The following is a 25,941-nucleotide window of genomic DNA, read 5'->3' as shown; positions in this document are numbered from 1 at the left end:
GGACATCCGGCCGGGCGTCCACGCGTATCGGGCGCGTATCCGGGGGCCGGCTACGCCGTCGCCGAGCGGTACTTGCGGACGGCGAGCGTCCGGAACACCACGACGATCAGTACGGACCACAGGACGGACGCGAGGACCGGGTGCTGCATCGGCCAGGCGGCCGGGGCCGGGTAGCCGGGCGGCAGGTTGCCGAAGAGTTCGCGGGCCGCGAGGACGGTCGCGCTGAACGGGTTCCACTCCGCGATGTGCCGCAGGAAGTCCGGCATGTTGTCGGAGGGGACGAACGCGATCGAGATGAAGGTGAGCGGGAAGAGCCAGATCAGCCCGCCGGAGGTGGCCGCCTCGGGGGTGCGCACGGACAGGCCGATGAGGGCGCCGATCCAGGAGAAGGCGTAACCGAGCAGGAGCAGCAGGCCGAAGCCGGCCAGTACCTTGCCGAGGTTCTCGTGGGTGCGCCAGCCGACGATCAGGGCGACCGCGGCCAGGACGACCACCGTGAGGGCGGTCTGGACGAGGTCGGCCAGGGTGCGGCCGGTCAGGACCGCGCCGCGGGCCATGGGCAGCGAGCGGAAGCGGTCGATCAGGCCCTTGTGCATGTCGTCGGCGATGCCCGCGCCCGCCCCGGCCGTGGCGAAGGTGACGGTCTGGGCGAAGATGCCGGCCATCAGGAACTCGCGGTAGGCGGCGGGCGAGGTGCTGCCGCCGACGCTGATCGAGCCGCCGAAGACGTAGCTGAACAGCACCACGAACATGACCGGCTGGATCACCCCGAAGATGATCACCTCGGGGATGCGGGACATCCGGATCAGGTTCCGCTTGGCGATGACCAGGGAGTCCGTGACGCCCTGGAGCAGGCCGCCGCGCGGCCGCGGCGCCGCGAGTTCCGGGGTCGGGGAGGGGGTGGCGCTCACTTCACGGCCTCCTTGCGTGCCTTGCCGTTGCGGCCCTTCGCGGCGGCGGGTTCCGCCGCGCCGTTCGCGCCCTTCCCGGCGCCGTTGTCCTCGTCGGCCAGTTCGGCCGCGTGGCCGGTGAGGGAGATGAAGACGTCGTCCAAGGTGGGCCGGCGCAGGCCGATGTCGTCGATCTCGATGCCGCGTCCGTCGAGTTCGCGGATGACCTCGGCGAGCAGCTTGGCGCCCCCGGTGACCGGGACGGTCAGCTTGCGGGTGTGGGCCTCGACGGTGGTCTCGCCCTTGCCGAAGCCGGCGAGCACGGCGCGGGCGTCGGCCATGTGCTCCCGCTCGTGGACCACGACCTCGACGCGCTCGCCGCCGATCCGCGCCTTGAGCTGGTCGGAGGTGCCGCGGGCGATGACCTTGCCGTGGTCGACCACGGCGATGTCGTGCGCGAGGTGGTCGGCCTCCTCCAGGTACTGGGTGGTGAGCAGCAGGGTGGTGCCGCCGACCACGAGTTCCCGGATGACGTCCCACAGCTGCTGGCGGTTGCGGGGGTCCAGGCCGGTGGTCGGCTCGTCCATGAACATCACGGGCGGGCGGACCACGAGGGCGGCGGCGAGGTCCAGGCGCCTGCGCATGCCGCCGGAGTAGGTCTTGGCCGTGCGGTCGGCGGCGTCGGCGAGGTTGAAGCGTTCCAGGAGCTCGGCGGCGCGGGCCTTGGCCGCCTTGGAGCCCATCTGGTACAGCCGGCCGACCATCTGGAGGTTCTCGCGGCCGGTGAGGTACTCGTCGACGGCCGCGAACTGGCCGGAGAGGCCTATGGAGCGGCGGACTTCGTTGGGGTGCTTGAGTACGTCGATCCCGGCGACGACGGCCTTGCCGCTGTCGGGCTGGAGCAGCGTGGTGAGGACGCGCACGGTCGTGGTCTTGCCCGCGCCGTTCGGACCGAGGAGGCCGAGAACGGTTCCTTCCGGGACATCGAGGTCCACGCCGTCCAGTGCCCGTACCTTGCCGAAGGCCTTGACCAGGCCTTCGGCGTAGATGGCGCCTGGCATATGGATTCTCCCTGTGTGAATCAGGTGTTTCCTCAGCAAATCGTATGGTCGGGGCGCGGGCGCCGACCGGCTTTCCGTGCAAGTGGGGACGGCGGGCCGGGCGGCCGGGCTCCGGCCGGGGTTCAAGATATCGCGTTATATCGCGTCTCGCCAGAGGTTCGGCTCAGCCGCCCGTGAACCGGGTTCGGCTCAGCCTGCCCGTGAACCGGCTTCGCTCAGCCGCCGATCACCGTGTAGCCGGCGCCGTGCAGCGACCGGGCGACTTCCGCGCAGTGCTCCGGCCCCTTGGTCTCCAGGTGCAGCTCGACCTCGACCTCGGTGAGGCCGAGCCGCGGGTCGGTCCGTACGTGGCTCACGTCCAGCACGTTCGCGTCCACCACGGACAGCACCCCGAGCAGTCCGGCCAGCGCCCCGGGCCGGTCTGCGACCCGCAGCCGCAAGGACAGGTAGCGGCCCGCCGCCGCCATGCCGTGCCGCAGGATCCGCTGGAGCAGCAGCGGGTCGATGTTGCCGCCGGACAGGACGGCCACGACGGGGCCGGCGCCGTACAGTCCGGGCTCGCTCAGCAGGGCCGCCACCGGGCTGCACCCGGCCGGCTCGACCACCAGCTTCGCCCGCTCCAGGCAGAGCAGCAGGGCGCTGGAGAGCGCGTCCTCCGACACCGTGCGGACCTCGTCGAGCAGTTCGCCGATGATCTGGAAGGGGACGTCCCCGGGGCGGCCGACCTTGATGCCGTCCGCCATGGTGACCGGGTGGTCGATGGAGACCGGGTGCCCGGCCTTGAGCGAGGGCGGGTACGCGGCGGCGCCCGCCGCCTGCACGCCGACGACCCGTACGTCCGGCCGCAGCGCCTTCACCGCGACCGCGATCCCGGCGGCGAGGCCGCCGCCGCCGACGCCGACCAGGATGGTCCGCACCTCCGGGCACTGCTCCAGGATCTCCAGGCCGACGGTGCCCTGGCCGGCGATGATGTCGCGGTGGTCGAAGGGGTGGATGAACACCGCCCCGGTACGGTCCGCGTACTCCTGGGCGGCGGCGAGGGTCTCGTCCACGACCTGGCCGTGCAGCCGTACCTCGGCGCCGTACTCCCGGGTCGCGGCCACCTTCGGCAGGGGCGCCCCGACGGGCATGAACACCGTCGAGTGGACCCCGAGCAGCGAGGAGGCCAGGGCCACGCCCTGTGCGTGGTTGCCCGCACTGGCCGCGACGACGCCGGCTGCGCGCTCCTCGGGGCGCAGCCCGGCGATGCGCACGTACGCTCCGCGCAGCTTGAAGGAACCCGTCCGCTGGAGGTTCTCGCACTTGAAGTGGACCGGGGAGCCGGTCAGGGCGGAAAGGTGCCGGCTGCCCTCCATCGGGGTCACCCGCGAGACGCCCGCCAGCATCTTCTGGGCACCCCGTACGTCGTCGAGGATGACCTGCGGCAGGGGCTGGGGAACGCGGTAGCTCATGCCGCCAGTCTCGCAGCCGGCCCGCCCGGCGGCCGTCCCACGAGGGGCGGCCGGGCCCGGGCCCGGGGCCGGAAGGCCCGGGGCCGGAAGGCCCGGGGCCGGAAGGCCCCGCCGCTCCGTCCGGCGAAGTGGGGCCCGGCCGCCGCCTCGGGTGGAGCGCAGCCCGCTCCGTCCCGCGGAGCCGACCCCGGCCGGCCCCCGGGCAGCGCGCGAAGACGCGCCGGGGCCCGCCGGGCGCCGTGAGGCGGAGCCCCCGCCGCTCCGCCCGGGGAAGTCTGCAAGGGGAAACGGCCACGTGCCGCTCCCGTGCCGCCTCTGGCCTGGCCCCTGGCCCTGACCCTGGCTCCGCCTAGGGTCCGGGTCCGGGCCGTCCGAAGCGCCGCCGCTGCCCGGGCGGATTCGGCTCGGGCAGCCCCGCGCCCCGGGCGGAGCCCACCGGCCCGGGCGAGTGCGGCGAAGGGGCGCCGCGGTGCGGGTGCCTTCCGGCCGGAGGCCGGGTACCACCCGAGCTCCCGAAGCGAGGCACCGGCGATATCTCGCCATGCGGGACACCTCCGGCGCGCCGGTCAGGGGTGGGCGTACCAGTTCTCGTACGGGGCGTACAGGCCGCCGTAGGGCCGCGTACTCTGTCCCCCATCCTTGTCGGACCCACGCGAAGAGAGCCCACGGCCATGCCCTCCATCCCGGCCAGTTCCGACCTGTCCCCGGCGGCCGAAACGCCCGCCGAAGCCGGTCTCCTCGACGCGCTCCAGCACCAGGTGGCGGTCTTCGCCCGCCGGGCGGAGCAGACCCGTCTCGGTGGGGTGGGCCAGGCCCGCAACTCGATGGACCGCGCCGCCTACCTGCTGCTGAACCGGCTGGACCTGGAAGGTCCCATGGGCGTCAAGGCGCTCGCGGGCGGCATGGGCATCGACTCCTCCACCGTCACCCGGCAGGTCGCGCCGCTCGTCGACGGCGGCCTGGTCAAGCGCACCTCGCACCCCGAGGACGGCCGGGCCGTGGTGCTCGCGCTGTCCCCGCGCGGGCAGGCGCGGCTGGAGGAGGTGCGCTCCTCGCGGCGGGAGCTGATGGCCCTGGTGACGCAGGACTGGACCGAGGAGGAGCGCGAGGCGTTCACCGGGCTGCTGACCCGGTTCAACGTGTCGCTGTCGGAGCTGATGGCCTCCGTCGCGGACGCGGGCCCGGCGTCCTGAACCCCACGGGCCGGACGCGCGCGCATCCGGCCCCGTCCCACCCCTTGACCGGGGTGGTCCCCCCGGCCGCACTATGTGGGCCATGGCGGCTGTGGACCACCGGGCGGGGACCTTCGCGGAGTTCGAGGCGTTCGTCGCGGGCGCGGCGGGCCGGCTCCTGCACGTCGCGGTCCTGTTGACGGCCGAGCCGGACGGCGACCCGCCCACCGCGCGCCGGCTCCTCGCGGGCGCGCTGGCCCGGACGTACGCGCACTGGCGCAGACTGCGCGCGGACGACCCGTACGAGTTCGCCCGCCGGCAGCTGTGCGCCGCGTACGCCCGCACCGCCTGGCGGCACCCGGGCGGCAGCGGGCTGCTCGCGCCGCTGAGCCCGCAGGAGCGGCTGGTGCTGGTGCTGCGGGTGTACGAGGGCGTCGCGGAGGAGGTCACGGCCGCGCAGCTGGGGCTGCCGCCCGAGCGGGTGGCGGCGCTGCGCGGCGGGGCCCTCGCCAAGCTGCGCGCCGCGGCGGCCGACGGGGGCAGCACGGCGTGAGCGGGTTCCAGGACCCCAAGGAGGACCAGGTCAGGCGGCTGCTGGAGGGCCCGCACCCGCCGGTGCCGACCGGGCTGGCGACGGCCGCCGCGGCCCGCGGCGCCCGGCTGCTGCGCCGCTACCGCGCGGTACGGCGGTTCGGCTGGGCGGTGCTCCTCGCGGCGGCCGCGGCGTTCACGGTGTGGGCCGTCGTGACCCGCCCGTGGGTGACGCCGCCGAGCGGTGTCTCCCCGCCCCTGGAGGGCTGGTAGCCACCGCCCGGCGCGGGGCGGCCGACAGGGACCTTGGGGAGTGTCCGGCGGACCAGGTCCGCCGGACGCCCCCTAGCCCAGGGCCCGGGTGAGGTCCGCGATGAGGTCGTCGGCGTTCTCGATGCCGACGGAGAGGCGGATCAGGTCCGCCGGGACCTCCAGCGCCGAACCGGCGACCGAGGCGTGGGTCATCCGGCCCGGGTGCTCGATGAGGGACTCGACGCCGCCGAGGGACTCGCCGAGCGTGAACAGCCGGGCCCGGTCGCACACGGCGACCGCCGCCTCCTCGCCGCCCTCGACCTGGAAGGAGATCATGCCGCCGAAGTTGCGCATCTGCTTGGCGGCGATCTCGTGGCCCGGGTGCTCGGGCAGGCCCGGGTAGAGGACCTTGGTGACCTTCGGGTGCCGCTTGAGCACCTCGACGATCTTGGCGGCGTTCGCGGCGTGCCGGTCCATGCGCACCGCGAGGGTCTTGATGCCGCGCAGCACGATCCAGGAGTCGAAGGGGCCGGCGACGGCGCCCATCGCGTTCTGGTGGTAGGCCAGTTCCTCGCCCAGCGCCGCGTCGGCGGTGACGAGGGCGCCTCCGACGACGTCGGAGTGGCCGCCCATGTACTTCGTCAGCGAGTGCACGACCACGTCCGCGCCCAGGGCGAGCGGCTGCTGGAGGTAGGGCGAGGCGAAGGTGTTGTCGACGACCAGCTTGGCGCCGGCCGTGCGCGCGATGTCGGCCACCATGGCGATGTCGGTGATGCCGAGCAGCGGGTTCGAAGGGGTCTCGACCCAGATGACCTTGGTCTTCGGGGTCAGCGCCGCGCGCACGGACTCCGCGTCGGAGGTGTCGGCCACCGACCACTCGACGCCCCACCGGGAGACGACCTTCGCGAAGAGGCGGAAGGTGCCGCCGTAGGCGTCGTTGGGAATGACCACGTGGTCGCCCGGGGCCAGCAGCGTACGCAGCAGGCAGTCCTCGGCGGCGAGCCCGGACGCGAACGCGAGGCCGCGCACGCCGCCCTCCAGTGCCGCGAGGTTCTCCTCCAGGGCGGTGCGGGTCGGGTTGGCGCTGCGGCTGTACTCGTAGCCGCCGCGCAGGCCGCCGACGCCGTCCTGCTTGTACGTGGACACCTGGTAGATCGGGGGCACGACCGCGCCGGTCAGCGGGTCCGCCGTGTTGCCCGCGTGGATCGCGCGGGTCTCGAAGCTCTGGTGCTCGTGGCTGTCGTCGCTCATGGGGCCGATGCTATGCCCCGCCCGCCCCGCGGGTCCTGCCCGGGCCGGGGGCGGGGGAGGGCATTCGCGTTCGCCGGGGTGCGTCTGGTTCGCTGGGACCATGGAGATTCTGTGGTTCCTGATCGCGGTCGGGCTGATCGTGGCCGCCCTGGGTCCGTACCTCCGGCGCAGGCGGGGCGGTGTGCGGCTGGTCGCGCCCGGCAGCCCCGACGCCGCCGACCCGGCGGACTACGGATTCGACCGGCAGGAGGAGCTCGACGTCCGGGTGCCCGGGCCCGACCCGGACCTGATGGACGCCCTGGAGAACGTGCGCCGCACCGGCGGCTGGCAGGCCGCCTCGCAGCTGCTGGCCGGTACCCCGGCGGCCGGGGAGTTGCGCTGGCAGCGCGTGCAGGCCTTCGGCGGCGCGGCCGCGCTGGAACTCGCCGAGCACCCGGGGCAGGGCGCGCTGTGGCTCAAGTCGTGGCGGCTGGACGCGCCGAAGGACGCGGGCGGCGCCCAGGTGCACGCGGAGCTGCTGGTGCAGCAGGCGTGGCGGCACTCGGGCGGGGTGGGCTCCACCGACCACCGGATCATCCTGGAGGAGGCCCGCGAGGCGTGCGGCCGGGCGGCGCTGCTGGCGCCGGGTGACCCGGTGCCGTACATCACGGAACTGGCCGTCGGGCGGGCGCTGGGCTACTCGGAGGCGGAGTACGACGCGCTGTGGGCGAAGGTGATCGACGTGGCCCCGGCGCACATGGGCGCACACCTGGCGGCGCTGAACTACTGGTGCGAGAAGTGGCACGGCTCCCGGGAGCAGGCCGACGCCTTCGCGCACGCGGCGGCGGCCCGCGCCCCCCGGGGCTCGCTGCTGGCGGCGCTGCCGCTGTTCGCGGTGTACGAGCACCTGCCGGAGGTGCTGATGGTGTCGACGTTCTGGCGCAGCGCGGTGGTGACCCGGGCGGTGGAGGGTGCGCTGTACGCGGTGGGGTCGGCGCGCCCGGACGACCCGATGCTGGCGCACGTACGGCACATGCTGCTGCTGTTCCTGGTACGGATGGAGCGCTGGGCGGAGGCGATGGAGCAGGTCCGGCACGTCGACGGCTACGTGGGCGCCCTGCCCTGGTCGGCCTCCCCGGACCCGGCGGCGGCGTACGCGATCCACCGGGCCCTGGCGGTCGCCGGCTACGAGGCCAACGGCGGCTCCCCGGCCACCCTCCCCCACTGATCTGCGGAACGGGCCCGCCCGGCGTACGTCGCGGACAGCGGGGCGCGGTACGTGCGGATCCGGGACTTCCGCGTGCGGGAGGCGGGCGTCTGACCCGGCGGGGGACTGACGGGTGCGGGGGCGGGCCGGGGAATCCGGGCCCGCCCCCGGCTGTTGAGGGGAGACCACTAGGAGGGAATCCATGTTCTCGTACCGCCGTACGCCCGAGCTCCCCACCCGCGAGGAGGCCCTCAAGGGCCGCCCCGAGCCCCTCTTCGACGTGCCCGCCGTGCACACCGTGCTCGGCAATCCGCTCGCCGGGCCCTACCCCCCGCACCTCGCGGTGGCCGACTTCGGGCTGGGCTGTTTCTGGGGGGCGGAGCGCAAGTTCTGGCAGACGCCGGGGGTGTGGACGACCCTGGCCGGCTACCAGGGCGGTTTCACGCAGAACCCGACGTACGAGGAGGTGTGCTCGGGCCTGACCGGCCACACCGAGGTCGTCCGCGTGGTCTTCGACCCGTCGCTGGTCTCCTACGCCACACTCCTGAAGCTGTTCTGGGAGTCCCACGACCCCACTCAGGGCTTCCGCCAGGGCAATGACGTCGGCACCCAGTACCGCTCGGCCGTCTACACCCACTCGCCCGCCCAGCAGGCGGAGGCCGAAGCCTCCCGCGCGGCCTACCAGCGCGTCCTCACCGCCTCGGGCCACGGCGAGATCACCACGGCCGTCCTGCCCGCCTCGGAGCGCCCCTTCTGGCCCGCCGAAGCGCACCACCAGCAGTACCTGGACAAGAACCCGGGCGGCTACTGCGGCATCGGCGGCACCGGGGTCTCCTGCCCCATCGGCGTGGCCGCCGCCGACGGCTGAGGGAGCCGGCCGGCGGCCGCCGCACGGGGGGGGGACGGGTCAGATGGTGGCGGCGTCGATGACGAAGCGGTAGCGCACGTCGCTCGCCTGGACCCGCTCGTACGCCTCGTTGATGCCGTCGGCGCTGATGAGCTCGATCTCTGCGCCCAGCCCGTGCTCGGCGCAGAAGTCGAGCATCTCCTGCGTCTCCGCGATGCCGCCGATCATGGAGCCGGCGATGGTCTTGCGGCCGCCGATGACCGAGAACAGGTTCAGCGAGACCGGCTCCTCCGGGGCCCCGACGTTCACCAGGGCTCCGTCGACCTTGAGCAGGCCGAGGTACGCGTCGAGCCCGAGCGGGGCCGAGACGGTGGACACGATCAGGTCGAAGCTGCCGGCCAGCTCCTCGAAGGTGCTCTCGTCGTTCGTCGCGTAATAGTGGTCGGCGCCCAGCTTCAGGCCGTCCTCCTTCTTGCGCAGCGACTGGGACAGGACGGTGACCTCCGCGCCCAGCGCGTGCGCGATCTTCACGCCCATGTGGCCGAGCCCGCCGAGGCCGACGATCGCGACCTTCTTGCCCGGGCCCGCCTGCCAGTGCCGCAGCGGCGAGTAGAGGGTGATGCCCGCGCACAGCAGCGGGGCGGCGACGTCGAGGGCGAGACCGTCGGGGATGCGGACGGTGTAGTTCTCGTCGACGACGATGTGCGTGGAGTAGCCGCCGTACGTCGGCTGCCCGTCCTTGCCGAGGGCGTTGTACGTGCCGGTCATCCCCCGGGCGCAGAACTGCTCCTGGCCGCGCAGGCAGTACTCGCAGGTGCGGCAGGAATCGACGAAGCAGCCGACGCCGACGTGGTCGCCGACCGCGAACTTCGTGACGCCCGCGCCCACTTCGGTGACGACGCCGGCGATCTCGTGGCCCGGGACCATGGGGTAGATCCCCTCGCCCCAGCCGTCGGTGACCTGGTGGATGTCGGAGTGGCAGATGCCGGAGTACTTGATGTCGATGAGTACGTCGTGCTCGCCGACCGGGCGGCGCGCGATGGTGGTGCGCTCCAGCGGAGCCTTCGGTGCGGGGGCGGCGTACGCGGCGACCTGGGTGAGCGGGGTGTGCTGAGTGGCGGACATGCGCTGCTTCTCCTGAGTTCCGTGGTGCGGTGCGTCCTACGATGCCCGGCGCGGCGGTGCTCACCCAGCCCCCTGCGGAGCATAGGACCGCTGGTCCTACTACTGGCGGGGTCAGGCTTGCGGTCGGCGGCCCGGCGATACTGGCGGTATGGACCAGCTTGATCAGCGCGCCGAACTGGGCGAGTTCCTCCGCTCCCGCCGGGCACGCCTGCGCCCCGAGGACGTGGGGCTGCCGGATTACGGGCGTCACCGCAGGGTGCCGGGGCTGCGCCGGGAGGAGCTGGCACAGCTGGCGGGCGTGTCGGTGGCGTACTACACGCGGCTGGAGCAGGGGCACGGGCAGAACGTGTCGGCGGACGTACTGGACGCCATCGCCCGGGCCCTGCGGCTGGACGGCACCGAGTCGGCGCACCTGACGCACCTGGCGAGCCCGCGGCCGCGCAGGCGCCGCCCCTCGCGGCGCCCGGAGCAGGTCCGCCCGCAGCTGCGCGTGCTGCTGGACGCGATGGAGGGCGTACCGGCGTACCTGGTGGGCCGGCGGCAGGACGTGCTGGCCTGGAACCGGATGGCGACGGCGGTGTTCGGCGACTTCGGCGCGCTGCCGGTGCAGGAGCGGAACCTGGTCCGGATGGTGTTCCTGGACCCGGCGACGGCCGAGCTGTACTCGGAGTGGGAGTGCCGGGCGTGCCAGGTGGTCAGCTACCTGCGGCTGTACGCGGGCCGCCATCCGGAGGACGAGCAGCTGTCCGCGCTGGTCGGGGAGTTGTCGGTGAAGAGCGAGGAGTTCCGGCGGCTGTGGGCCGCGCACACCTTGGCGGACGACAAGACGCACGGTGTGAAGCAGCTGAAGCACCCTCTGGTGGGGGAGCTGAGCCTGGCGTTCGAGACGCTGGCCCTGCCGGACGACTCCGAGCAGTCGCTGATCACCTTCCACGCCGCCCCGGGCTCCCCCTCGCAGGACGCGCTGCGCCTGCTGGCGTCCTGGTCGGCGGCGGGCCCGGTCCCGTCGCACGCGGTGGGGTCGGGCGAGCGCCCAGGCCAGTGACGTCGCGTCAGAGCCCCAGCCGGAACACCGCCGCCGCCCGCTCGCGCCGGTAGCCGAGGGCCGCGTTGACCGCCCGCATCGGCGTGTTCTCGTCGGCGACGGCCGTGTCGATCTCGCGCAGCGCGGGGTGGCGCGACCGCGCGTCGGCGAGCATCGCCCGCTTGACGGCGCGGCCGAGCCCACGGCCGCGGTGGGCCGGGACGACGACCGTGTCGTGCTGGAAGCCGCGCGGGCCCGCCGGGTCGGCCGGGTCGGGGAGGACGAGGACGGTGTACGCCGCGACCTCCCCCGCCGGGGTGACCGCGGCGACCGTGGTCAGTTCTCCGCCCCGGTCCAGGGCCAGTTGCTGGGCCGCGTGCACGCGCTGCGCCGTCCACCCCTGGAACAGCAGGTCCGTGCCCCCGCTCGGCGCGTCCTCCATGGCCTGGTAGGCGACGGCCAACGCGTCCGCCCACTGCGGCGGTACCAGGCCGGGCCAGTAGAGCAACTCGTACCCGGGCGGTACCGGGACGGCGCCCTGCGGCGCCGGCTCCCCCGTGAGGCCCTGGACGTACCAGGACATCGGCAGGACGTTCTCGAAGCCGAGTGACTCCGCGAACGCCTGCCCGGGGCCACCGAGGTCGACGAGGGTGCTGATCGAGGTGCGGCCCTGCGCGAGGAGTTCCGTACGGACCCGCTCCCACAGCTGCGTACCGACCCCGCGCCGGCGCGCGTCCGGACGTACCGCGAGTACGTCCAGGTACGCGGTGTGCGCGTTGCCCGGGTCCGTGAACAGGACCAGGGAGGCGACGCCGGCGCCGTCGTCCCGCGCCCAGTACACGGCCCGCCGCGGCAGCGGCGGCACCCGCAGCCGACCGGCGACCTCCGCCCGGGAGGGCGCCGGCACCCGGTCGGCGGCCGCCGCCGCGGTCAGGACGCCCAGCCAGGCGTCGACTGCGGTATCGGACGGGGGCACGGTCAGCGTGTGGACGGTCATGCCCCGACCCTATGAAGGCCGGTCGACGTCGCCGCGCTCAGGGGTTTTCCGTCACCGTCACGCGGCCCTTGCGGATCGTCGCGACGCGCGGTGCCCGGTTCGCGAGCGCACTGTCGTGGGTGACCATCACGCAGGTCAGGCCGTGTTCCTTCCACAGCCCTTCGAGCAGGTCCATCACCTCGTCGCGCATCGGCTCGTCCAGGTTGCCGGTCGGTTCGTCCGCCAACAGCACCTTCGGCCGCTTGACCAGTGCCCGGGCGATCGCGACGCGCTGCTGCTGGCCGCCGGACATCTCGCCGGGCAGGTGGCCCGTCCGCTCGCCCGGGCCGACCGACTCCAGCGCCTCGGCCGCCCGCGTGCGCCGCTCGCGCGCCTTGAGGCCTGAGAACGGCGAACGGCGGGGAACCCGTCAGGGTTCCCCGCCGTTCGCGCGGGTCACAGCGCCCGGGGCGTCAGGAGGCCGAGCCGGCCTTCCACTCCGCCCAGCTCATGTTCCAGCCGTTGAGGCCGTTGTCGGGCTTGACGGTCTTGTCGGGGGAGTTGACCACGGTGACCACGTCGCCGATGAGCGAGTTGTCGAAGAACCACGCGCCCGCCGTGTTGGGGTCGTTCGCACCCTGGGCGTCGTTCAGACCGACGCAGCCGTGGCTGGTGTTGACGTTGCCGAAGATCGAGTCGGCGCCCCAGTAGTTGCCGTGGATGAACGTGCCCGAGGTGGACAGCCGCATTGCGTGCGGGACGTCCTTGATGTCGTACTCGCCCTTGCCCTCGCCGTTCTTGAAGCCGACGGTGGCGCCGTCCATCCGGGTCTCCTTGAACTTCTCGGAGATCACCATCTGGCCGTTGTAGGTCGGGTTCGACGGGGAGCCCGCCGAGATCGGGATGGTCTTGATGACCTGGCCGTCCCGGGTGACCGTCATCTTCTTGGTCTTCGCGTCGACCGTGGAGACCTGGCTCCGGCCGATCTTGAAGGTGACGGTCTTGCTCTGGACGCCCTTGACGCCCGGGGCGCCCTGGACGCCGTCCAGCGCGAGCTTCAGCGTGACGGTGGAGTTCGCCTGCCAGTACTGCTCCGGGCGGAAGTCCAGCCGCTGCGCGTCGAACCAGTGGCCGACGACTTCCTGGCCGCTGCTGGACGAGACGTTGATGGCCGCCTGGACGGCCTTCTGGTCCTTGATCGGCTTGTTGAAGGTGATCGAGACCGGCATGCCCACGCCGACGGTCTGGCCCTCGTCCGGCACGAACGAGCCGATGAAGCTGTTCTCCGGGGAGACGGTGGTGAAGGAGGCGTTCTCGTGCGCCTCGTGGCCCGCCTCGTCCTTGGCACTGGCCGCCAGGGCGTACTTGGTCGACCGCTTGAGGGCGCCCTCCGGCTTCCAGCTCTTTCCGTCGGCGGCTATCTTGCCCGGCACGTCCGCCCCGTCGGAGCTCTTGAGCTCCACCTTCGTGAGAGTTCCGTCACTGACGGTCACGCTCGTGGCGTCGTTCAGGCCGATGTTGGTGGCGCCGTCCTTGGGCGTGATGGCTATTCGGGCCTTCGAGGCGTCCTTGGCCGCCGCCGCGTCGACATCGGCCTGCGACTTCTCCGAGGCCTGTCCGCTGCCCTTGGGCTGGTCACCTCCGCCGTCACACGCCGAAAGCACCAGTACGCCACCGAGGACGGCGGATATGGCCACCAGGGACCTCTTCCGCCGCATGCTGTCCGTCCTCACACGCCACTCCATCGTTGCCGGAACCCCCGAGCTCCCTCCCAACTGCCGCTGGAAGGTACCCACCGGGCAGGAGGCCATGCCTCCTGCCCACGGTTGTGACAACGCGTGAATGACCCGTTTCGGTTCCACATTCCGTTGGGATGTGGGCAACCCCACGGTCAGGCGTTGTCGGTCACCTCTTCGTCGAAGTCACCATCTTCCTCGTCCATGTCCCACTCCATGGACTCGGGGTCGTATTCGACGGGCTCGCTGCTCCAGGAGGCCTGGGCCAGTTCCACGCCGGGGATGTCCGCGACCAGGTCGGTGGGGTCGACGAGGTAGGCCAGCGCCTCCGACTCGTCCGCACCCACCGCCGCCTCGGCGTGGCCGCGCTCTTCGTCCGGCATGAACTCGTCGGCCTTGATGTGGGCGAGGGCGGCGCCGGTGAGCGCTGTGGTGTCGGTCACTTCCAGGACCAAATCAACCCGAAGTCGTACGTACCGTGAGGTGTCAGAAGAGTTCATACGACGGAGAGTAAGCCCCGGGGATGCCTCGACTTTCCCACGACCCGCCCCTTTCACTAGCATCGGCGCACACGGCCAATTCGCTGCTGCCACAAGGGGGATCGCACCGTGTCCGCACGCCGATCGCTGCTCACCGCTCTCGGAGCGACCACCCTCCTCGCCGCCCTCTGGTTCGTGCCTTCGGCGAACGCCACCGCACCGGACCAGTCGCCGGGCCGCTCGGGCCCGTCCGACCAGCGGAACCCGCCCGCGCAGGAGAACCGGGCCACCCTCAGCGACACCGCCGCGGTGGTGGACGTCTCGGCGCCCCGGGAGGCCGCCGCCCTGCCCCTCGCGCTCGCCGACACCGGCAGCGTCGACACCAGCCCCTATCTGCTGGGCGGCGCGCTCTGCCTGGGCGTGGGAGCCGGCTTCGTCGCCTTCTCCGTACAGCGCTCGCGCACGCAGTAGGACGGTGCCCGCACGCGGAAGGGCCGCGCCCGGGAAGTTCCCGGGCGCGGCCCTTCTCGTGTCACGGCAGGCTCAAGGCCACATCAGGCTCGGGGCCGCGCCGGGCCCGCGCTCAGGCGAGCGGGCCGGTGACCGCCTCCACGGCGGTGACGAGCGCACCGGAACGCACGAACGCGTCGGCGGCGGCCAGGTCGGGAGCGAGGAAACGATCCGGCCCGGGACCCTCCACACCCGCCTCCCGCACTGCCGCGATGGCGGCCCGGCTGGCCGGGGACGGGGTGAGCCCGTGGCGCAGCTCGATGGCGCGGGTGGCCGCGTACAGCTCGATGGCGACGATCCGGGTCAGGTTGTCGATCGCGGTACGGAGCTTGCGCGCGGCCGACCAGCCCATCGAGACGTGGTCCTCCTGCATGGCGGAGGAGGGGATCGAGTCGGCGGAGGCGGGGACCGCCAGCCGCTTCATCTCGCTGACCAGCGCTGCCTGCGTGTACTGGGCGATCATCAGACCGGAGTCCACGCCGGCGTCCTCCGCCAGGAACGGCGGCAGGCCGTGCGAGCGGTTCTTGTCGAGCAGCCGGTCGGTGCGGCGCTCGGCGATGGAGCCCAGGTCGGCGGCGGCGATGGCCAGGAAGTCCAGTACGTAGGCGACGGGCGCGCCGTGGAAGTTGCCGTTGGACTCGACCCGCCCGTCGGGCAGCACCACCGGGTTGTCGACGGCCGAGGCCAGCTCCCGCGAGGCCACCAGGGCGGCGTGCGCCATGGTGTCGCGGCCCGCGCCGGCGACCTGGGGGGCGCACCGCACCGAGTAGGCGTCCTGGACGCGCGGGGCGGTCTCCTCCTGGAAGTGGCGGACGAGGCCCGAGCCCGCCAGGACGGCGGCCATGTTGGCGGCGGAGGCGCCCTGGCCGGGGTGCGGGCGGATGGCGTGCAGCTCGGGCGCGAGGACCTTCTCGGTGCCGAGCAGCGCCTCCAGGGTCAGCGCGGCCGTGATGTCGGCGGAGGTGTACAGCTTGCCGAGGTCGGCGAGGGCCATGACCAGCATGCCGAGCATGCCGTCGGTGCCGTTGAGGAGGGCCAGGCCCTCCTTCTCGCGCAGCTCGACCGGCTCGATCCCGGCTTCGGCGAGCAGTTCGCCCGCGGGACGCACGACCCCGTCGGGGCCCTCGGCGTCGCCTTCGCCCATCAGGGCGAGCGCGCAGTGCGAGAGCGGGGCGAGGTCTCCGGAGCAGCCGAGGGAGCCGTACTCGTGCACGACCGGCGTGATGCCGGCGTTCAGCACGGCGGCCATCGTCTGCGCGACGGAGGGCCGGACGCCGGTGAACCCGGAGGCCACGGTCTTGAGCCGGAGGAACATCAGGGCGCGCACCACCTCGCGCTCGACGCGCGGGCCCATGCCGGCGGCGTGCGAGCGGACGATGTTGCGCTGGAGCTGGGCGCGCAGCTCGGGGCTGATGTGCCGGGAGGCGAGGGCACCGAAACCGGTGGACACCCCGTAGACCGGCTCGGGCTTGGCGGCGAGCGCGTCGACGATCTCGCGGGCGCGGGCCAGGGCGTCCAGCGCCTCGCCGGACAGCTCGACCCGCGCGTTGCCGCGGGCGACGGCGATGACGTCCTCGGCGGTGGTCCCGGACGTTCCCACCACGACAGTGTGCATATCCATATTCAGCACCCTACGGACTGAATCTCTTCATGTCACTAGCGACTTGGTGGAGCAGTCGTTACAGGCTGCTACGCCGTGCCGCGCCGGGCCGCTACGCCCTGCCGCGGAACCGGCGCCGCTCGCCCCTGCCCGCCTGCGCCGCGTCGGCCAGCCGCACCACCGCGCTGTCCCGTCCGGCCACCACGGGCTCCCGCGAGCGGGCGGCCTTGGCCTTGTACTGGGCCGCGTCGGCGAGCCGGAACAGCCGCCGGGAGGACTTCAGGGGCCCGATGGGGTCCCCGGTGGAGGCGACCCCGCAGGCCACGCCCTCGCCCAGTTCCAGCTCGGCTGCGCGCAGGCACACCTGCTCGGTCACCCGCACCACCTCGTCCGCCGACGGACCGACGCTGACCAGGCAGAACTCGTCGCCGCCGAGCCTGGCCACGAGCGCGCCGGGCAGTATGGCCCCGCACAGGCTCAGCACGGAACCGAACCGCTCCAGCAGCCGGTCCCCCATGGCGTGCCCGAGGGTGTCGTTGACCCGCTTGAGCCCGTTCAGGTCGCACACCACGAGGCTGACCACGGCCCCCGTGCGCCGGTGCTCCTCCAGGGCCTCGTCGAGGCGCATGTCGACGGCCCGCCGGTTGGCCAGCCCGGTCAGCGGGTCGGTGAACGCGAGGCGCCGGGCCTCTTCGAGGCGCTCGTTCTGCGCGAGCCCGGCGGCCACGACGGCCGCCAGGACGGTCGCGAACTCCGCGTCGTCCTCGTCGAAGTCCGCCAGCCCCTCGTCCCGGGCGACGTACAGCTCCCCCCAGGCCCGGCCGCTGAGCACGATCGGCGCGACCACGCAGGTGCCGCGTCCGCGCAGGCGCAGCGCTTCGCCGCGCCGGCCCGGACGGCCGCCGCTCGCGCCCTCGACCCAGGCGTGGGGCCCGGCGCCGCCCACCCAGCGCTCGTGCAGGAACTCGGTGATCTCGGGGAATTCGTGCACCGGATAGGACTCGTCCTCGGGGAACTCCTCCTCCCCCGCCCGCCGCTCGCCCTCGTTCACGAGGACGCGCAGCCGGCCGCGCTCGCGCTCCCAGGCGGAGATGGCGGCGAACGACCCGTCCATGGCCAGCCGGGCCCCCCGCGCGGCCGCCCGCACGCTGTCCCGGGGCGCGCACGCCGCCGCCATGGCCTGCGCGAGGCCCACGACGGCCCGGAGCCGCCCGTCAAGTCCCATCACAACAGGTTAGGGAGTTTTACCTGATTTGGTGACAATCGCCGCGTTTCCCCGCAGGCTCCAAGATCACGAGCGCCGATCGGACGAGCCCACTAGCAACCGGGCCACTGCGGCTTGCGCTTCTCGTTGAACGCCGCCACGCCCTCGGCGCGGTCGCCGGAGAAGGCCACCGTCCGCCACGCCGCGTCCTCGATCTCCAGCCCGGCCGCCAGGTCCATCCCGTGCCCGAGCCGCAGCGCCCGCTTCGCCGCGCGCAGTCCGACCGGCGAGTTCGCCGCCATCCGGCCCGCCAGCGCCAGCGCCTCCGCGCGGTCCGTCCCCGCTGCGACCACCGAGTCCACCAGACCCAGCGCCAGCGCCTCCGGCGCCGCGACCCGGCGCGCCGTGAAGATCAGCTCCGCCGCGCGGGCCGCCCCGACCCGCCTGGGCAGCAGCTGCGTGCCGCCGCCGCCCGGGATCACCCCGACCGACACCTCCGGCAGACCGACCACCGCCGTCTCGTCGGCCACGATCACGTCGCAGGCCAGCGCCAGCTCGAAGCCGCCGCCGAGCGCGAAGCCGTGCACCGCCGCGATCGCCGGCACCGGCAGCTCCAGCACGCCCCCGTACGCACCCCGCGTCGTCGGCCGCTGCCGCACCAGCTCGGCGTCCGACATCGCGTTGCGCTCCTTGAGGTCGGCGCCCACGCAGAACGCCCGCTCCACCGCCGAGGACAGCACGACCACCCGTACCGAGGCGTCCGCCGCCAGCCGCGCGCACGCGTCCCCGATGGCCCGGGCCATGCCCGTGGACACCGCGTTCATCGCCTTGGGCCGGTCCAGGACCAGCTCGGCGACCCCGTCCTCATGCCGGCGCACGGTCAGGAACTCCGACTCCACGGTCTCCGGCACCACGCTCTTCGACGCCACAGGACAGCCCTCCCGGTTAACGAACGTTACCCGGGGATCCTAGGCGTCCGCCGCGTCAGCGACCAGGGCTCCACGACCCCGAGCCCGCGCACCGGCCGCTGCCACATCGGCTGGAGCGCGAACCGGTAGGCGCCGCCGCCCTCCTCGGACTCGGACTCCTTCTCGGAGACCGGCGCGGCCCCGGTGCGGCCGAGTTCCTCGGCCATCGCCCCGTCCACCAGCACCGCGTCCTTGGGGGCTATGGAAGTCAGCCGGCTCGCCAGGTTCACCGTGGTTCCGAAGACGTCGCCCATCCGGGTCGTCACCGTGCCGAACGCGATCCCGACCCGCAGCTCCGGCATCTGCGGATCCGCTTCCATCGTCTCGATCAGCCGCAGCGCGATCTCCGCCGCCGTCGCCGCGTCGTCCGCCGCGTACAGCACCTCGTCGCCCAGCGTCTTGATCAGCCGGCCGCCGTACGCGGCGATCAGGTCCGCCGCCGTCGTCTCGAAGGCCTCGACCAGCTCGCCGAGCTCCTCCTCCTCCAGCCGCCGGGTCAGCCGGGTGAAGCCGACCAGGTCCGCGAAGCCCACCGCGAGCCGCCGGTCGACCATCTCCTCGTCGTCGGCCACCTGCACCACGCGCCCGGTGGCGGCCGCCAGCTGGCGCCGCCACACGTAGACGAGGAACTCCTCCAGCTCCGGCAGCAGCAGCTCGACCAGCGGGTACGTGACCTCGGTACGGGTCATGCCCGGCTCCGGCGGCTCCGTCAGCCCCTCCAGGAAGGAGTCGATCTGCCACTCCGCCAGCCGTGCCGTGGTCTGCCCGGTGGACCGCGCCACCTGCACCGCCATCGGCTCGCTCAGCAGCCCCGCCTCCACCAGACCGGCGAGCCGGCGCAGCGCCAGTACGTCCGCCTCGGTGAGGGCCTTGGCCTGCCCGATGTCGGCGAAGCCCATGGCCCGCCAGAACCGGGAGGCGAGCTCCATCGAGACCCCGGCGCTGCGGGCGGCCTGGAAGGGGGTGTAGCGGCGCTCGGCGCCCAGGATGAGCTGCTCCAGCCGGATGGCCAGCGGGTCGGCCGTCGGCTGGACGGTGTGGTCCACCTCGTGGTGGGGCGTGTGCTGGTCCCGCCCGATCGGGGTGCTGCCGGAACCGGCCTGGGTCGCCCCCGTGCCGGACCCGGACCCGGACGCGCCGGACGTAGGGTCGTCGACGGTCAAGGGCCGCCTCCTGTCCATTCCGTACGCAATTCCGACTTCCGAACCGGTTGATCACGGCAAGGACCGGGATCTCCGCCGGCTACCGCTGGGGGGTGCCTCCAAAACCATACGGCAGGTGTGCCGTAGCTCACTCCCCGGTCCGCCCGCCCGGTCGGGCCGCCCGGCCGCTACCGGACGGAGCGCAGATGGACCACGTCCCCGGCGCCCACGGCCAGCCGCTCGTCGTCCGTGCTCCGGATCACGAGCCGCCCGTCCGCGTCGACCGCTTCGGCCGTCCCGGTGATCGTGCGGCCGCCGGGGAGGTCCGCCCGCACGTGCCGGCCCAGCGTCGCGCAGCCCGCCGCGTACGTCTCCTGGAGGCCGCTGGCCGCCGGGTCGCCGCCGGCCGCGCGCCAGGCGTCGTACCACTGCTCCAGGGAGCGCAGTACGGCCTTCAGCAGCGGCTCCCGGTCGGTGACGGTGGCCTTGGCCAGGGCGAGGGAGCCCGCGGTGTCGACCGGCAGCTCGTCCTCGGTGAGGGTGACGTTCAGCCCGATCCCGACGACCACCCCGTCACCGACGCGCTCCGCGAGGATGCCGCCCGTCTTGCGCTCCTCGCCGTCGACGGTGACCAGCAGGTCGTTGGGCCATTTGAGGGCGGTGTCCACGCCCGCCGCCCGGGACAGGCCGGTCGCGGTGGCCACCCCGGCGAGCAGGGTCAGCCACCCCCAGCGCTCCTCGGGCACCCCCGGGCCGGGCTTGAGCAGCACCGAGAAGAACAGCCCGGACCGGGCGGGCGCGACCCAGCTCCGGTCGAGCCGCCCCCGCCCGGCGCTCTGCTCCTCGGCGACGAGCACGGCCCCCTCGGGCAGCTCCCCGGCCCGCGCGGCGAGATCGGTGTTCGTCGACCCGGTGGCCGCGACCACCTCCAGCGAACTCCACAACCCCTCCCCGACGAGATGCCGCCGCAACGCGGCGGCATTGAGGGGCGGCCGGTCCAGGCTCGACCAACGGCCCGCGGAGGCTCCGGTCGGAGCTCCTCCTGATGCATCTGATGGCGTCATGCAACCCAGATTAGGTGTGTCAAACGCCGCACTGCCGAGCGCCATGCCCGCCGATACGCTACGCACGAGTAGCCAGCAGCAGTCCATCAATTGACCAGGCAGTTGACACCACACAGGGAGCCGCGCCCCGATGTCACAACCCTCAGAGCCGATCGACATGCACACGACCGCGGGGAAGATCGCGGATCTGCAGCGCCGGATCGACGAAGCCACTCACGCCGGGTCCGCGCGGGCGGTGGAGAAGCAGCACGCCAAGGGGAAGCTGACGGCGCGTGAGCGGATCGGGCTGCTGCTGGACGAGGGGTCGTTCGTCGAGCTCGACGAGTTCGCCCGGCACCGCTCGACCAACTTCGGGCTGGAGCAGACCCGCCCCTACGGCGACGGCGTCGTGACCGGCTACGGCACGGTCGACGGCCGGCCGGTGGCCGTGTTCTCGCAGGACTTCACCGTCTTCGGCGGCGCCCTCGGCGAGGTCTACGGCCAGAAGATCATCAAGGTGATGGACTTCGCGCTGAAGACCGGCTGCCCGGTCATCGGCATCAACGACTCCGGCGGCGCCCGCATCCAGGAGGGCGTCAGCGCCCTCGGCATGTACGGCGAGATCTTCCGCCGCAACGTGCACGCCTCCGGGGTGGTCCCGCAGATCAGCCTCGTCGTGGGCCCCTGCGCCGGCGGCGCCGTGTACTCCCCCGCCATCACCGACTTCACCGTGATGGTCGACCAGACCTCGCACATGTTCATCACCGGCCCCGACGTCATCAAGACGGTCACCGGCGAGGACGTGGGCTTCGAGGAGCTCGGCGGCGCGCGCACCCACAACTCCACCTCGGGTGTCGCCCACCACATGGCCGGGGACGAGAAGGACGCCGTCGAGTACGTCAAGTCCCTCCTCTCCTACCTGCCGTCCAACAACCTCTCCGAGCCGCCCGCCTTCCCCGAGGAGGCGGACACCGAGGTCACCGACCTCGACCGGGAGCTGGACGTACTGATCCCGGACAGCGCCAACCAGCCGTACGACATGCACACCGTGATCGAGCACGTCCTCGACGACGGCGAGTTCCTGGAGACGCAGTCGCTGTTCGCGCCGAACATCCTGACCGGCTTCGGCCGGGTCGAGGGGCACCCGGTGGGCATCGTCGCGAACCAGCCGATGCAGTTCGCCGGCTGCCTGGACATCAACGCCTCCGAGAAGGCCGCCCGCTTCGTGCGGACCTGCGACGCGTTCAACGTCCCGGTGCTGACGTTCGTCGACGTACCGGGCTTCCTGCCGGGCACCGACCAGGAGTACAACGGAATCATCCGGCGCGGCGCGAAGCTGATCTACGCCTACGCCGAGGCCACCGTCCCGCTGATCACCGTCATCACCCGCAAGGCCTTCGGCGGCGCGTACGACGTCATGGGCTCCAAGCACCTCGGCGCGGACCTGAACCTGGCCTGGCCGACCGCGCAGATCGCCGTCATGGGCGCGCAGGGCGCGGTGAACATCCTGCACCGCCGGACGATCGCCGAGGCCGAGGCCGCCGGCGAGGGGGAGGAGACGCGGGCCCGGCTCATCGCCGAGTACGAGGACACCCTGCTGAACCCCTACACGGCCGCCGAGCGCGGGTACGTCGACGCGGTGGCCATGCCGTCGGAGACCCGGGCCCACGTGGTGAAGGGGCTGCGCCAGCTGCGCACCAAGCGGGAGTCACTGCCCCCGAAGAAGCACGGCAACATCCCCCTCTAGGAGGTCGGTCCTGTGGTGATCAAGGTCGTGAAGGGGAACCCCACCCCGGAGGAGCTGGCCGCCGCACTGGCGGTGGTCCGAGCGCGCGCGGCGGCGCTGGCGTCCGCGCCGTCGGGCGCGCCCCGGGTCCCGGACGAGTGGGCGGCGCCCGCCCGGGTGGCGCGGCGGACGCTGCCGCAGCCCGGTCCGCGCGCGTGGGGCCGTACGTACTGGCCCGCGTAGGCCGTCGGCGAAGGGCCGCCGCCGTCGCGAAGATGGCGTGAACCGACGGTGGCGCCTGAGTACCCGTACTCAGGCGCCACCGGCGTCCGCGGGGCAAGGATCGGGGCATGCTCTGGTCAGACCCGAAGGACGAGCCGCCGAAGGACATGCGCGAGGCGCAAGCGATGCTGCGGCGGCTGATCGTGGTGCTCGCCCTCGCCATGGCCGTCGTGGTGTACGTCCTGGGCGTGGGCCCCTTCTGAACCCCCTGCGCGGCGGTCCGCGAGCGCCCCTACGATGGCTGGCATGACTGCTGCCGCGCCCCGCTCCGTCGTCCTCGCCTCCGCTTCGCCCGCCCGGCTGAACCTGCTGCGGCAGGCCGGGCTCGCCCCGCACGTGATCGTCAGCGGCTTCGACGAGGACGCCCTCAGCGCCGACACCCCCGCGGAACTGGCGCTGGCGCTGGCCGAGGCCAAGGCCGGGGTGGTCGCGGCCCTGGACGAGGCCGCGGGGGCGCTGGTGATCGGCTGCGACTCCGTACTGGAGCTCGACGGCGAGGCCCTGGGCAAGCCGGCCGACGCCGAGGAGGCGACGGCCCGCTGGAAGTCCATGCGCGGCCGGGCCGGGGTGCTGCGCACCGGGCACTGCGTGATCGACACGGCGAGCGGCCGTCAGGTTTCGGCCACGGCGTCCACGACGGTGCGCTTCGGCGAGCCGACGGACGCCGAGGTGGCCGCGTACGTGGCCAGCGGCGAGCCGCTGCACGTGGCGGGCGCCTTCACCCTGGACGGCCTGTCGGCGCCCTTCATCGACGGCATCGACGGGGACCACGGCAACGTGATCGGCATCTCCCTGCCGCTGCTGCGCTCCCTGCTGGGCGAACTGGGCGTGTCCATCACGGATTTGTGGGCCTGAACTCCTTGAACCCGGGCGGCGGGGCGTCCTGGGCGTCCTCGGACCCGGCGTAGAGCACCAGGGTCAGTACGAGCAGGCACAGGATCAGCATCAGGACGGCGAAGGCGCCCCAGCCCACCAGCCCGAGGGCGAGGGCGCCGAGCACCGCGTGGGTGACCGCGCCGGTCACGAGCACGACGCGGGCGAAGCGGCCGGGCGCCCGGTCCCGTACGGCGGTGACGGCGAGCAGGACGGCGCAGAACAGCAGGAAGGCGCCCATCACCGCGCCGAGGCCGTACGTCGCCCCGGCCATCAGGCCGGGATCGCTGCCGGCGATGGACATCGACTGGCTCTGCGTCGTCTTGCCCAGCACGACGTGCACCAGTACGAGCACCGCCGCTTCCACGACGAGCACGGTCGCGGCCAGCCCGGCCACGAGTCTGCGCAGCACCGACGCCCCCATCCCCAGAAGCCACAAGCCTGTTCGACGCCTGGAGGCTACTCACCGGTAAACGCGTGGACAAGGGGTGGGGGCACCTTCGTTACGGACGGGTCCGCGTGACGGCTCTCACGCAAAGAATGCATAGGCCGTTCGTAGGGACTCCACAAAGATTCAGCAGGGGCCGCTGACCCGGTGAACAGAGACCTGCGCCGCGCCACGGGGTTACTGTGCAGTCGGGGATCTCCCTGACCTGGGGCGACACAAGGGTTTCTGGGCTCGGGCAAGTCTCGCTATCACGCTCCGTGTGGGGAAGCTCACCTGCGGATAGGGGTCGAAAGGCCGTGTCAGCTGTCCCTAAACTCAGCTTGTTTCTAGGAGGAAGCCATCGTGCGCAAGGTGCTCATCGCCAACCGTGGCGAAATCGCTGTCCGCGTTGCCCGTGCCTGCCGGGATGCCGGGATCGCGAGCGTAGCCGTCTACGCCGACCCGGACCGGGACGCGCTGCACGTCCGCGCGGCAGACGAAGCGTTCGCGTTGGGCGGTGACACCCCGGCCGCCAGCTACCTGGACATGAAGAAGGTCCTCCAGGCAGCAGCCGACTCCGGAGCTGACGCCATCCACCCCGGATACGGCTTCCTGTCCGAGAACGCGGACTTCGCCCAGGCCGTTCTCGACGCGGGCCTGACCTGGATCGGCCCGCCGCCGCAGGCGATCCGCGACCTCGGTGACAAGGTCGCCGCCCGGCACATCGCCCAGCGCGCCGGCGCGCCGCTGGTCGCCGGCACCCCGGACCCGGTGTCCGGGGCGGACGAGGTCGTGGCGTTCGCGCAGGAGCACGGCCTGCCCATCGCGATCAAGGCCGCCTTCGGTGGCGGCGGTCGCGGCCTCAAGGTCGCCCGCACCCTCGAAGAGGTCCCCGAGCTGTACGACTCCGCCGTGCGCGAGGCCGTCGCCGCGTTCGGCCGGGGCGAGTGCTTCGTCGAGCGCTACCTCGACAAGCCGCGCCACGTCGAGACGCAGTGCCTGGCCGACACCCACGGCAACGTGGTGGTCGTCTCCACCCGTGACTGCTCGCTCCAGCGCCGCCACCAGAAGCTGGTCGAGGAGGCCCCCGCGCCGTTCCTCACCGAGGCGCAGAACGCCGAGCTGTACGCGGCGTCCAAGGCGATCCTGAAGGAAGCCGGGTACGTGGGCGCCGGCACCGTCGAGTTCCTCGTCGGGACGGACGGCACCATCTCCTTCCTGGAGGTCAACACCCGCCTCCAGGTCGAGCACCCGGTCACCGAGGAGGTCACCGGCCTCGACCTGGTGCGCGAGATGTTCCGCATCGCCGACGGCGAGGCCCTCGGCTACGACGACCCGCAGCTGCGCGGTCACTCCTTCGAGTTCCGCATCAACGGCGAGGACCCGGGCCGCGGCTTCCTGCCGGCGCCCGGCACCGTGACGAAGTTCGCCGCCCCCTCGGGTCCGGGCGTCCGCCTGGACGCGGGTGTCGAGTCGGGCTCCGTCATCGGCCCCGCCTGGGACTCGCTGCTCGCCAAGCTGATCGTCACCGGCGCCACCCGCGAGCAGGCCCTCCAGCGCGCCGCCCGCGCCCTGGCGGAGTTCGAGGTCGAGGGCATGGCCACGGCCATCCCGTTCCACCGCGCGGTCGTCGCCGACCCGGCGTTCGCCCCGGCCGACGGCACCCCGTTCTCGATCCACACCCGCTGGATCGAGACCGAGTTCGTCAACGAGATCCCGGCCTTCACGGCGCCCGCCGCCGAGGAGTCCGACGAGGAGCCGGGCCGCGAGACGGTGGTGGTCGAGGTCGGCGGCAAGCGCCTGGAGGTGTCCCTGCCGTCCTCGCTGGGCATGACGCTGGCCCGCACGGCCGCCGCGGGCGGCGCCAAGCCGAAGCGCCGGGCCGCGAAGAAGTCCGGTCCGGCCGCCTCGGGCGACACCCTGGCGTCCCCGATGCAGGGCACGATCGTCAAGGTCGCGGTCGAGGAGGGCCAGCAGGTCAACGAGGGCGACCTGATCGTCGTCCTGGAGGCCATGAAGATGGAGCAGCCGCTGAACGCGCACCGCTCCGGCACCATCGTCGGCCTCTCGGCCGAGGTCGGCGCCTCCCTCACCTCGGGCGCCACGATCTGCGAGATCAAGGACTGAGCACCACCCGCACCACACGACAGGGGCGCCCGGCGGACCACCTCACACGGTCCACCGG

At 72.9% G+C, this 25,941-nt stretch carries 26 protein-coding genes and 1 pseudogene; 12 read left to right on the top strand and 15 right to left on the bottom strand.

From position 1 onward, the window contains the following. Window positions 1–50: 50 nt before the first annotated feature. The 3 genes from ACWGH1_RS33425 to ilvA form a co-directional block, all read right to left on the bottom strand. Window positions 51–911, bottom strand: a complete 861-nt coding sequence (locus ACWGH1_RS33425; RefSeq protein WP_453356844.1) for an ABC transporter permease — start codon at window positions 909–911, stop codon at window positions 51–53. Next, window positions 908–1,951 carry an ATP-binding cassette domain-containing protein gene (locus ACWGH1_RS33420; protein WP_453356843.1) on the bottom strand — a complete coding sequence of 348 codons (1,044 nt, stop codon included), beginning with the start codon at window positions 1,949–1,951 and terminating at the stop codon, window positions 908–910. Before ACWGH1_RS33420 ends, ACWGH1_RS33425 begins: the two co-directional genes overlap by 4 nt. A 215-nt stretch (window positions 1,952–2,166) precedes the next feature. Then, complete coding sequence (gene ilvA / locus ACWGH1_RS33415) at window positions 2,167–3,402, bottom strand: threonine ammonia-lyase (RefSeq protein ID WP_453356842.1); 1,236 nt, start codon at window positions 3,400–3,402, stop codon at window positions 2,167–2,169. Window positions 3,403–4,073: 671 nt separating this feature from the next. On the opposite strand from ilvA, the gene ACWGH1_RS33410 reads away from it, so the two are divergent. The 3 genes from ACWGH1_RS33410 (at window position 4,074) to ACWGH1_RS33400 (ending at window position 5,378) form a co-directional block, all read left to right on the top strand. After that, window positions 4,074–4,595, top strand: coding sequence for a MarR family winged helix-turn-helix transcriptional regulator (locus tag ACWGH1_RS33410; RefSeq protein ID WP_453357632.1), 522 nt, complete (start codon window positions 4,074–4,076; stop codon window positions 4,593–4,595). A gap of 82 nt (window positions 4,596–4,677) precedes the next feature. Beyond that, entirely contained in the window at window positions 4,678–5,127 is a 450-nt protein-coding gene (locus ACWGH1_RS33405) for a sigma factor-like helix-turn-helix DNA-binding protein (RefSeq protein ID WP_453357631.1), read from the top strand. Beyond that, on the top strand, window positions 5,124–5,378 hold the full coding sequence (locus tag ACWGH1_RS33400; protein ID WP_453357630.1) for a hypothetical protein: 255 nt from the start codon (window positions 5,124–5,126) through the stop codon (window positions 5,376–5,378). Before ACWGH1_RS33405 ends, ACWGH1_RS33400 begins: the two co-directional genes overlap by 4 nt. Window positions 5,379–5,450: 72 nt before the next feature. Here the strand turns inward: ACWGH1_RS33400 and ACWGH1_RS33395 are convergent, their stop codons facing one another. Further along, complete coding sequence (locus ACWGH1_RS33395) at window positions 5,451–6,608, bottom strand: cystathionine gamma-synthase (RefSeq protein WP_453357271.1); 1,158 nt, start codon at window positions 6,606–6,608, stop codon at window positions 5,451–5,453. 100 nt (window positions 6,609–6,708) lie between these two features. Between ACWGH1_RS33395 and ACWGH1_RS33390 the strand changes: the two genes are divergently transcribed. Then, window positions 6,709–7,815 (top strand): hypothetical protein, encoded by a 1,107-nt coding sequence (locus tag ACWGH1_RS33390; protein WP_453357270.1) that lies wholly within the window; start codon window positions 6,709–6,711, stop codon window positions 7,813–7,815. Between the two features lie 181 nt (window positions 7,816–7,996). Then, a complete protein-coding gene (gene msrA, locus ACWGH1_RS33385) occupies window positions 7,997–8,662 on the top strand; it encodes a peptide-methionine (S)-S-oxide reductase MsrA (protein ID WP_453356441.1) in 666 nt (221 codons plus the stop codon). A 39-nt stretch (window positions 8,663–8,701) separates the two neighbouring features. On the opposite strand, the gene ACWGH1_RS33380 is transcribed toward msrA, so the two are convergent. Then, entirely contained in the window at window positions 8,702–9,766 is a 1,065-nt protein-coding gene (locus ACWGH1_RS33380; RefSeq protein ID WP_453356442.1) for an NAD(P)-dependent alcohol dehydrogenase, read from the bottom strand. Window positions 9,767–9,914: 148 nt separating this feature from the next. Here ACWGH1_RS33380 and ACWGH1_RS33375 point away from each other — a divergent pair, with 148 nt between their 5' ends. Continuing rightward, on the top strand, window positions 9,915–10,811 hold the full coding sequence (locus tag ACWGH1_RS33375; protein WP_453356443.1) for a helix-turn-helix domain-containing protein: 897 nt from the start codon (window positions 9,915–9,917) through the stop codon (window positions 10,809–10,811). A 7-nt stretch (window positions 10,812–10,818) separates the two neighbouring features. Here ACWGH1_RS33375 and ACWGH1_RS33370 read toward each other — a convergent pair whose 3' ends face one another. From ACWGH1_RS33370 to ACWGH1_RS33355, 4 genes and pseudogenes are all read right to left on the bottom strand, one after another. After that, the gene (locus ACWGH1_RS33370) at window positions 10,819–11,787 is read right to left on the bottom strand and encodes an N-acetyltransferase family protein (protein WP_453356444.1); all 969 of its coding nucleotides are present in this window, start codon (window positions 11,785–11,787) and stop codon (window positions 10,819–10,821) included. Between the two features lie 37 nt (window positions 11,788–11,824). Further along, window positions 11,825–12,169: pseudogene (locus tag ACWGH1_RS33365) on the bottom strand (ABC transporter ATP-binding protein); the annotation flags it as partial. Window positions 12,170–12,239: 70 nt separating this feature from the next. After that, window positions 12,240–13,511 (bottom strand): L,D-transpeptidase, encoded by a 1,272-nt coding sequence (locus ACWGH1_RS33360; RefSeq protein WP_453357419.1) that lies wholly within the window; start codon window positions 13,509–13,511, stop codon window positions 12,240–12,242. A gap of 146 nt (window positions 13,512–13,657) precedes the next feature. Further along, window positions 13,658–13,945, bottom strand: coding sequence for a hypothetical protein (locus tag ACWGH1_RS33355; RefSeq protein ID WP_453357418.1), 288 nt, complete (start codon window positions 13,943–13,945; stop codon window positions 13,658–13,660). A 165-nt stretch (window positions 13,946–14,110) separates the two neighbouring features. Here ACWGH1_RS33355 and ACWGH1_RS33350 point away from each other — a divergent pair, with 165 nt between their 5' ends. Continuing rightward, complete coding sequence (locus tag ACWGH1_RS33350) at window positions 14,111–14,452, top strand: hypothetical protein (RefSeq protein ID WP_453357417.1); 342 nt, start codon at window positions 14,111–14,113, stop codon at window positions 14,450–14,452. Window positions 14,453–14,564: 112 nt separating this feature from the next. On the opposite strand, the gene hutH is transcribed toward ACWGH1_RS33350, so the two are convergent. The 5 genes from hutH to ACWGH1_RS33325 all read right to left on the bottom strand — a co-directional run bounded on the left by hutH (window position 14,565) and on the right by ACWGH1_RS33325 (window position 20,469). After that, entirely contained in the window at window positions 14,565–16,106 is a 1,542-nt protein-coding gene (gene hutH / locus ACWGH1_RS33345; RefSeq protein WP_453354637.1) for a histidine ammonia-lyase, read from the bottom strand. 97 nt (window positions 16,107–16,203) lie between these two features. Then, window positions 16,204–17,316 (bottom strand): diguanylate cyclase domain-containing protein, encoded by a 1,113-nt coding sequence (locus ACWGH1_RS33340; protein ID WP_453354635.1) that lies wholly within the window; start codon window positions 17,314–17,316, stop codon window positions 16,204–16,206. Between the two features lie 92 nt (window positions 17,317–17,408). Then, window positions 17,409–18,206, bottom strand: a complete 798-nt coding sequence (locus tag ACWGH1_RS33335; RefSeq protein ID WP_453354636.1) for an enoyl-CoA hydratase/isomerase family protein — start codon at window positions 18,204–18,206, stop codon at window positions 17,409–17,411. A gap of 44 nt (window positions 18,207–18,250) precedes the next feature. Beyond that, window positions 18,251–19,426 (bottom strand): adenylate/guanylate cyclase domain-containing protein, encoded by a 1,176-nt coding sequence (locus tag ACWGH1_RS33330; protein ID WP_453354634.1) that lies wholly within the window; start codon window positions 19,424–19,426, stop codon window positions 18,251–18,253. 167 nt (window positions 19,427–19,593) lie between these two features. After that, the gene (locus ACWGH1_RS33325) at window positions 19,594–20,469 is read right to left on the bottom strand and encodes a biotin--[acetyl-CoA-carboxylase] ligase (protein ID WP_453354633.1); all 876 of its coding nucleotides are present in this window, start codon (window positions 20,467–20,469) and stop codon (window positions 19,594–19,596) included. A gap of 130 nt (window positions 20,470–20,599) precedes the next feature. Here ACWGH1_RS33325 and ACWGH1_RS33320 point away from each other — a divergent pair, with 130 nt between their 5' ends. The 4 genes from ACWGH1_RS33320 to ACWGH1_RS33305 all read left to right on the top strand — a co-directional run bounded on the left by ACWGH1_RS33320 (window position 20,600) and on the right by ACWGH1_RS33305 (window position 23,311). Beyond that, window positions 20,600–22,195 carry an acyl-CoA carboxylase subunit beta gene (locus ACWGH1_RS33320; protein WP_453354632.1) on the top strand — a complete coding sequence of 532 codons (1,596 nt, stop codon included), beginning with the start codon at window positions 20,600–20,602 and terminating at the stop codon, window positions 22,193–22,195. Between the two features lie 15 nt (window positions 22,196–22,210). Then, the gene (locus ACWGH1_RS33315) at window positions 22,211–22,417 is read left to right on the top strand and encodes an acyl-CoA carboxylase epsilon subunit (RefSeq protein WP_206308858.1); all 207 of its coding nucleotides are present in this window, start codon (window positions 22,211–22,213) and stop codon (window positions 22,415–22,417) included. A gap of 107 nt (window positions 22,418–22,524) precedes the next feature. Further along, complete coding sequence (mmpB, locus tag ACWGH1_RS33310) at window positions 22,525–22,659, top strand: morphogenic membrane protein MmpB (protein WP_453356949.1); 135 nt, start codon at window positions 22,525–22,527, stop codon at window positions 22,657–22,659. Between the two features lie 34 nt (window positions 22,660–22,693). Then, window positions 22,694–23,311 (top strand): Maf family protein, encoded by a 618-nt coding sequence (locus tag ACWGH1_RS33305; protein WP_453356950.1) that lies wholly within the window; start codon window positions 22,694–22,696, stop codon window positions 23,309–23,311. Here ACWGH1_RS33305 and ACWGH1_RS33300 read toward each other — a convergent pair. Beyond that, window positions 23,292–23,741 (bottom strand): hypothetical protein, encoded by a 450-nt coding sequence (locus ACWGH1_RS33300; protein WP_453356951.1) that lies wholly within the window; start codon window positions 23,739–23,741, stop codon window positions 23,292–23,294. The genes ACWGH1_RS33305 and ACWGH1_RS33300 overlap by 20 nt on opposite strands. A 378-nt stretch (window positions 23,742–24,119) precedes the next feature. Here ACWGH1_RS33300 and ACWGH1_RS33295 point away from each other — a divergent pair, with 378 nt between their 5' ends. Next, window positions 24,120–25,883 carry an acetyl/propionyl/methylcrotonyl-CoA carboxylase subunit alpha gene (locus ACWGH1_RS33295; RefSeq protein WP_453409285.1) on the top strand — a complete coding sequence of 588 codons (1,764 nt, stop codon included), beginning with the start codon at window positions 24,120–24,122 and terminating at the stop codon, window positions 25,881–25,883. Window positions 25,884–25,941 lie beyond the last annotated feature (58 nt).

It is taken from the genome of Streptomyces sp. NPDC054883, assembly GCF_053610645.1.
The sequence above is the reverse complement of the archived record's forward strand: the minus strand, read 5'-3'. Positions and strand labels throughout refer to the sequence as shown.

Excerpts from the sequence above, each read along its gene's own strand:
- ACWGH1_RS33405 (WP_453357631.1), top strand. The coding sequence starts at position 4,678 with ATGGCGGCTGTGGACCACCGGGCGGGGACCTTCGCGGAGTTCGAGGCG.
- ACWGH1_RS33390 (WP_453357270.1), top strand. The coding sequence starts at position 6,709 with ATGGAGATTCTGTGGTTCCTGATCGCGGTCGGGCTGATCGTGGCCGCC.
- hutH (WP_453354637.1), bottom strand. The coding sequence starts at position 16,106 with ATGCACACTGTCGTGGTGGGAACGTCCGGGACCACCGCCGAGGACGTC.
- mmpB (WP_453356949.1), top strand. The coding sequence starts at position 22,525 with ATGCTCTGGTCAGACCCGAAGGACGAGCCGCCGAAGGACATGCGCGAG.
- ACWGH1_RS33305 (WP_453356950.1), top strand. The coding sequence starts at position 22,694 with ATGGCTGGCATGACTGCTGCCGCGCCCCGCTCCGTCGTCCTCGCCTCC.
- ACWGH1_RS33410 (WP_453357632.1), top strand. The coding sequence starts at position 4,074 with ATGCCCTCCATCCCGGCCAGTTCCGACCTGTCCCCGGCGGCCGAAACG.
- ACWGH1_RS33340 (WP_453354635.1), bottom strand. The coding sequence starts at position 17,316 with ATGGGACTTGACGGGCGGCTCCGGGCCGTCGTGGGCCTCGCGCAGGCC.
- ACWGH1_RS33360 (WP_453357419.1), bottom strand. The coding sequence starts at position 13,511 with ATGGAGTGGCGTGTGAGGACGGACAGCATGCGGCGGAAGAGGTCCCTG.
- ACWGH1_RS33320 (WP_453354632.1), top strand. The coding sequence starts at position 20,600 with ATGTCACAACCCTCAGAGCCGATCGACATGCACACGACCGCGGGGAAG.
- ACWGH1_RS33325 (WP_453354633.1), bottom strand. The coding sequence starts at position 20,469 with ATGACGCCATCAGATGCATCAGGAGGAGCTCCGACCGGAGCCTCCGCG.
- ACWGH1_RS33370 (WP_453356444.1), bottom strand. The coding sequence starts at position 11,787 with ATGACCGTCCACACGCTGACCGTGCCCCCGTCCGATACCGCAGTCGAC.
- ACWGH1_RS33380 (WP_453356442.1), bottom strand. The coding sequence starts at position 9,766 with ATGTCCGCCACTCAGCACACCCCGCTCACCCAGGTCGCCGCGTACGCC.
- ACWGH1_RS33395 (WP_453357271.1), bottom strand. The coding sequence starts at position 6,608 with ATGAGCGACGACAGCCACGAGCACCAGAGCTTCGAGACCCGCGCGATC.
- msrA (WP_453356441.1), top strand. The coding sequence starts at position 7,997 with ATGTTCTCGTACCGCCGTACGCCCGAGCTCCCCACCCGCGAGGAGGCC.
- ACWGH1_RS33420 (WP_453356843.1), bottom strand. The coding sequence starts at position 1,951 with ATGCCAGGCGCCATCTACGCCGAAGGCCTGGTCAAGGCCTTCGGCAAG.
- ACWGH1_RS33375 (WP_453356443.1), top strand. The coding sequence starts at position 9,915 with ATGGACCAGCTTGATCAGCGCGCCGAACTGGGCGAGTTCCTCCGCTCC.
- ilvA (WP_453356842.1), bottom strand. The coding sequence starts at position 3,402 with ATGAGCTACCGCGTTCCCCAGCCCCTGCCGCAGGTCATCCTCGACGAC.